We start from the raw sequence: 303 nt of genomic DNA on the forward strand, positions 1-303 counted from the left end.
ATTAGCTTCAACAGTTTTCAATGTACCATTTGGATATATTGCTAAATCATTTTATCGTAAAGGTAAGATTGATAAGTTAGATCAAGGCTATTAACGCACTTACTACACAAAAGAATAAGTTTTAAGGCTGTGGGACAGAAATGATATTTTCGCAAAATTTATTTCGTCGTCCCACCCCAACTTGCATTGTCTGTAGAAATTGGGAATCCAATTTCTCTTTGTTGGGGCCCATCCCCAACTTGCACATTATTGTAAGCTGACTTTTCGTCAGCTTCTGTGTTGGGGCCCTCACCCCAACTCGCA

Annotated in this window: 1 pseudogene; it reads left to right on the forward strand. The window is 38.9% G+C overall.

The window, feature by feature from the left end:
- Positions 1-94: pseudogene (locus IDG60_RS03315) on the forward strand (queuosine precursor transporter); the annotation flags it as partial.
- Positions 95-303: the final 209 nt, after the last annotated feature.

The sequence above is a fragment of the Staphylococcus sp. EG-SA-2 genome (assembly GCF_017152085.1).